General features: G+C 66.8%; 6 protein-coding genes. All 6 read left to right on the forward strand.

What is annotated here, in order from left to right:
- Positions 1-930, forward strand: a 930-nt coding sequence (gene mltG / locus ACT84W_RS03085) for an endolytic transglycosylase MltG (RefSeq protein WP_444328172.1), incomplete at its 5' end; no start/stop codon positions are given.
- A complete protein-coding gene (locus ACT84W_RS03090; protein WP_444328173.1) occupies positions 914-1,432 on the forward strand; it encodes a YqeG family HAD IIIA-type phosphatase in 519 nt (172 codons plus the stop codon). The genes mltG and ACT84W_RS03090, both read left to right, overlap by 17 nt.
- Positions 1,433-1,504: 72 nt before the next feature.
- Positions 1,505-2,065 (forward strand): shikimate kinase, encoded by a 561-nt coding sequence (locus tag ACT84W_RS03095; RefSeq protein WP_417576121.1) that lies wholly within the window; start codon positions 1,505-1,507, stop codon positions 2,063-2,065.
- Complete coding sequence (locus ACT84W_RS03100) at positions 2,062-3,222, forward strand: 3-dehydroquinate synthase (protein WP_444328174.1); 1,161 nt, start codon at positions 2,062-2,064, stop codon at positions 3,220-3,222. Before ACT84W_RS03095 ends, ACT84W_RS03100 begins: the two co-directional genes overlap by 4 nt.
- A gap of 56 nt (positions 3,223-3,278) precedes the next feature.
- Positions 3,279-4,403, forward strand: a complete 1,125-nt coding sequence (locus tag ACT84W_RS03105; protein WP_444328175.1) for a M24 family metallopeptidase — start codon at positions 3,279-3,281, stop codon at positions 4,401-4,403.
- A gap of 300 nt (positions 4,404-4,703) precedes the next feature.
- The coding region (locus ACT84W_RS03110; protein WP_444328176.1) for a PTS sugar transporter subunit IIA at positions 4,704-5,099 on the forward strand (396 nt) is incomplete at its 3' end.

The following is a 5,099-nucleotide window of genomic DNA, read 5'->3' on the forward strand; positions in this document are numbered from 1 at the left end:
ACCGTCAACGTCTCGATCCCCGACGGGTCGGGGGCCCAGGCGGTGGCGCAGGCGCTCTTCGACGCCAAGGTGATCACGAGCAAGTCCGAGTTCCTTACCCAGGCGAGCCGCATGAAGGCCGCCGAGTCGCTGAAGAGCGGCGAGTACACCATCACCGTGGGCGACGACCTCGCCTCGCTGGTCACGCAGCTGACCGAGGGCCCGAACGCGAGCGGCACCAAGCTCACCATCCCCGAGGGCTATACCGTCGCGCGCATCGCCGACACCGTCCAGCAGACGCTGGGGATCTCGGCCGACGACTTCAAGAACCAGGCCAAGGCCTCCAATTACGTCGCCGACTATCCCTTCCTCGAGGGCGCCTCGAACGATTCGCTCGAGGGCTTCCTCTTTCCAAAGACGTACTCCTTCGGCGAGGGCGCGACCGCGGACGGCATCATCCGCGCCATGCTCACCCAGTTCCAAAACGAGCTCTCCACCCTTGATCTGAGCTATGCCGAGGGCCGCGGGCTCTCCGTCGCCCAGATCGTCAACCTCGCCTCCATCGTCGAGAAGGAGTCCACCCCGAATACCCAGGGCGCCGTCGCCGCCATCTTCTGGAACCGCCTGGAGAACAACGGCGACCCCAACTACGGCTTCCTCCAGTCCGACGCGACCACCGCCTACTCGGTCGGCCACGACCCCAGCGCCGACGAGGTCCACGACTCGAGCGACCCCTACAGCACCTACACCAGCAAGGGCCTCCCGCCGACCCCGATCTGCTGCCCGGGCCTCTCGTCGCTCCAGGCGGTCTGCGCCCCCGACGGAGAGTACCTCGACAAGGGCTACTACTACTTCTTCTTCTATAACGACAAGGACGGCAACGTCCAGTACGACTTCAGCAAGACGTACGAAGAGCATCAGCAGGCAATCAAAAATGCCCAGAACAAGTAGGCGCCTCTCGGCGCGGGCGTGGCGTTACGTCGCGCGCGTCGAGCTCATCGAGCCCCAGTCCCTTCTCGACGCCGGCGTCCGACTCGTGCTCGTCGACCGCGACAACACCTGCGTGCCGCGCGACACCAAACGCCCGCCGGCATCCGTCCTCGCGTGGCTGGGCGACCTGCGCGCCGTGGGCATAAAGACGTGCCTCGTCTCCAACAACTTCCACACGGGCCAGGTCCAGCAGTCGGCCCGCGAGCTCGGCTGCGAGGCGGTCGACCACGCGATGAAGCCCGCGCCCTTCGCGCTCGAGCGCGCCATGGAGATGGCGCAGGAGGCCCCCGAGGCGACCGTCATGGTCGGCGACCAGGTCTTCACCGACGTCGTCGCGGGCAACCTCGCGGGCGTGCGCACCGTCCTCGTCCGGCCTCAGTCGCGCCGAGACCTTTGGTACACGCAGGTCTTCCGCGTGTTCGAGCTCCTTGCCCTTCGCGGCGTCAGCTTCGAGGGGGAGTAGCGGGCTGCTCCCGCGTGCCCCGAAACCAATCCGTTACCGCTAGCGTGTAGAATCATCTCCATATAAAGGCGTATGGGGGTTTCGGTGGTTCCAGGAGATTCGGGCTATATCGTCCACGAGGGATGTGACCACATCTTTTTCGTGGGGTTTCTCGGCGCGGGCAAGTCGACGCTCGCCCGCAACCTCGGCTCGCTGTTCCACCGGCCCAGCGTCGACACCGACCGCATAGCCGAGAGGATCCTCGGCAAGCCGATCGCGCAGGTGTTCTCCGAGGACGGCGAGGCGGCGTTCCGCGACGCGGAGACACGGGGCCTGGCCACGCTCCTCGCAAAGAAGTCCCTGCTCGTGAGCTGCGGCGGCGGAATCGTCGAGACTCCGCGCAACATCGACCTCATGCACGAGATGGGGACGGTTGTCTTCCTCGACGGGGACCTTTCCGACTCGCTGCGCCAGATCAGGAACACCGCGCGCAGGCCGGACCTCGGCGACGCGCGCCAGGCGGAGCGGCTCTACCGCCATCGCCGCCCCCTGTACGAGGCGAGCGCGGACATACGCATCGACATCAGGAAAAAGAGCTTCGAGCAGGTGGCCCTCGAGAGCGGCCAGCTGCTCTGGGAGAAAGGCCTGCTATGAGCGAAGAGACCACCGAGCCGACGCCGGATTCCCCGGAAGGGGAGACCCGTGCCCCCGAGGAGCCCGAGGTGCCGATGAGGCGCCAGTGGGTGACCCTGCGCGGCTCGTCGCTTGATTTGCGCGTGGGCAAGGGGATCGTGGGCGGCGTCGCCCACGACCTCGCCTCCGCGATCGGACGGCCGCGCGCCTGCGCGCTCGCCGCGGAGCCCGACGCGCCCGCCGGACTCGTCGAGGAGCTGCGCCGTGGCCTTACCGATCAAGGTTTCCTCGTGCACGCGCTGACGCTGCCCGAAGGCGATGCCGCCCACGAGTTCTCCTCTATGGGGGCGCTCCTCGACGACCTCGCCGATGCGGGGATCACCTCCGACGACCTCGTCGTGGCCGTCGGGCATGCGGGCTCGCTCTCGCTCGCGGTCGCGGCCTGCGCTCAGTGGTGCGGGCAGGTCATGCTCGCCGTGGTCCCTCTTGACCTCGCCTCCGCGCTGACCGCGGGCGTCCAGCCGCGCGCGCTCGACCTCCCCGGGCACCCTCGCATGGTCACCCACGACGGCTCCGCCCGCTTCGAGATCTGCGACCTCGACGTGCTCGTGCCCGGCAGCTCCGACGAGAACGCGCTTTATGCGCGCTCGGTCATGGTCGCCGCTGCGATGGCCGACTCCGACAAGGCCTTCGGAGCCCTGTGGGACTCCGCGGACGCCCTCGTGGCGGGCGACGAGGGGACGCTCGTCGACGCGATCACCGAGTGCGTGCGCAGCAAGGGCAAGGTCGCCTCGTCCACGTCGGTCGCCATCCGGCAGTCTGCCGACTACGGCCAGACGCTCCGCCGCGCGCTCAGGAGCGTGGCCGGCCCCGATGTGCCCGAGTCCGCGATCTTCGCCGACGCCCTGCGCTTCGCGGCGCGCCTCTCCGTCGCAGCGGAGAACTTCTCGATCGACGACATGTTCACCCAGGACGAGCTGCTCGAGCGGCTCGGGGTGGGCACCGTCGAGGCCGAGGTGGAGCCCGGCGCCTTCGTTGAGGCGATCAAGCAGGAGCGCTTCGCGCGCACCAACCGCTTCATGCTCGCCCTGCCGCGCGCTATCGGCCGCGTTCGCCTGACCGCCGTCGAGACCGAGACCCTCACCGAGCACGTCGGCGCCTGGTGCGCCTCCCGCTGAGCCTGCGGCCGCGGACGGCACAAGTCAATAAACTCCTGGTAGAAAGGATCCAGATAATGGCAGATGCAGCAGCATGCGCCGGGCGCGTCGCTCGGCTCCGCAAGCTCATGGAGGAGCGCGGCTACGACGCCGTGATCCTGCGCAACAACCCTGACCTTCGCTGGCTCACGGGCGCCGAGCGCGTGTTCGACGACGAGGTCGCCCACACCGCCTTCATCACCGCCGACGGTCAGTGGCTCCACACCGACTCTCGCTACGCGAACACCTTCCGCGAGCGCCTGGGCGCCGACACCCCCTGGCAGATCGACGAGCAGATCGTCCAGCCCGCCGCCTGGGCCGCCGAGCGCGCGGCGCAGGCCCGCTCCCGCGTCGTCGCCGTCGAGGACACCTGTGATCTGGCCTTCTACGATGCTTTCCTGCAGGAGATGAACGCCGCCTCCGCCGCATGCCTGACCCCGCGCCTGCACGCGGACATCTGCGATCTGCGCATGGTCAAGGACGCCGAGGAGGTCGAGCTCATGCGCCACGCGCAGAGCATCACCGACGCCGCCTTCGAGCATATCTGCGGCTTCATCAAGCCGGGCCTGACCGAGCAGCAGATCCGCGTCGAGCTCGAGAACTTCATGTTCAACAACGGCGCCGACTCCCTTGCCTTCGGCTCCATCATCGCGGCCGGCCCCAACGGCGCCAACCCCCACGCGCAGCCGGGCGAGTACGTGGTAAAGAAGGGCGACATGATCGTCATGGACTACGGCGCCGGCTACCACGACTACCGCTCCGACATGACGCGCACGGTCTGCGTGGGCGAGCCCACCGACGAGCAGCGCCACGTCTACGACGTCGTGCGCCAGGCCCACGAGGCCTGCGCCGCCGCGGCCAAGCCCGGCTGCATCGGCTCCGATATCCAGGACCTCGCCGTCAAGGTCATCAGCGACGCCGGCTACGGCGACTACTTCAAGCACGGCCTGGGCCACGGCGTCGGCATCGAGATCCACGAGAACCCGAACTTCGGCCGCCGCTGGCACCGCCCCGTGCCGGAGGGCTCCGTCGTCACCATCGAGCCGGGCATCTACCTGCCGGGCAAGTTCGGCGTGCGCCTCGAGGACTTCGGCCTCATGACCGCAGACGGCTTCAAGCCCTTCACGCAGTCCTCGCACGACCTGGTCTGCATCCCCTGCTAAGTGCTTCTGCAGGGTCACTTGCCGTCCGGAAAGTGGTAGCTACCAGACACTGAATAGCTCAAAGTCAAGTCACTCGCCGAACGGTACCAAATATTCGGTGAGTGATTTTTCTTTTTGAAAAACCGCAGGTAGAGGACTGACGTTCAAACAACATTGCGATTTTTGGGGAAGATTCCTCCATGCTGCCGCTACAATTGTGAACGCGTTATGAAGCGGGAACGACGGAATCGTGGACGAGTCCGGAAGCCTGCTTTTCCGTAACTGTACGTTTGGGTCCGCAAACAGAAAGGGAGGTATGCGGTGGTTAGCATTGTCCTAGCCAGTCACGGGACGTTCTCCGAGGGCATCAAGATGTCCGGCCAGATGATCTTCGGCCCCCAGAAGGATGTCGCAGCAGTGACGCTCATGCCCGAGATGGGGCCAGATGACCTCAGGGCAAAGATCCTCGAGGCCGTTGACGGCTTTGAGGAGAAGGACCAGGTCCTCTTCCTGGTCGACCTTCAGGGAGGCACCCCTTGGAACCAGGTCTCGCTCCTGCTCGATGAGCCGGGTCACGAGAACTGGGTCGCCGTCGGCGGCATGAACCTGCCGATGGTCATCTCCGCCTACGGGGAGCGCATGGGCGGCGGCACGGCCGCCGAGGTCGCCAAGGCGATCTACCCTGAGGCCAAGTCGGGCGTCTGCGTGAAGCCCGAG

Source organism: Paratractidigestivibacter sp. (assembly GCF_052362415.1).
GTDB lineage: Bacteria > Actinomycetota > Coriobacteriia > Coriobacteriales > Atopobiaceae > Paratractidigestivibacter.

What these genes read in the sequence shown, in the direction of transcription:
- ACT84W_RS03090 (WP_444328173.1), top strand. Translation starts at nt 914, where the DNA reads ATGCCCAGAACAAGTAGGCGCCTCTCGGCGCGGGCGTGGCGTTACGTC.
- ACT84W_RS03095 (WP_417576121.1), top strand. Translation starts at nt 1,505, where the DNA reads ATGGGGGTTTCGGTGGTTCCAGGAGATTCGGGCTATATCGTCCACGAG.
- ACT84W_RS03100 (WP_444328174.1), top strand. Translation starts at nt 2,062, where the DNA reads ATGAGCGAAGAGACCACCGAGCCGACGCCGGATTCCCCGGAAGGGGAG.
- ACT84W_RS03105 (WP_444328175.1), top strand. Translation starts at nt 3,279, where the DNA reads ATGGCAGATGCAGCAGCATGCGCCGGGCGCGTCGCTCGGCTCCGCAAG.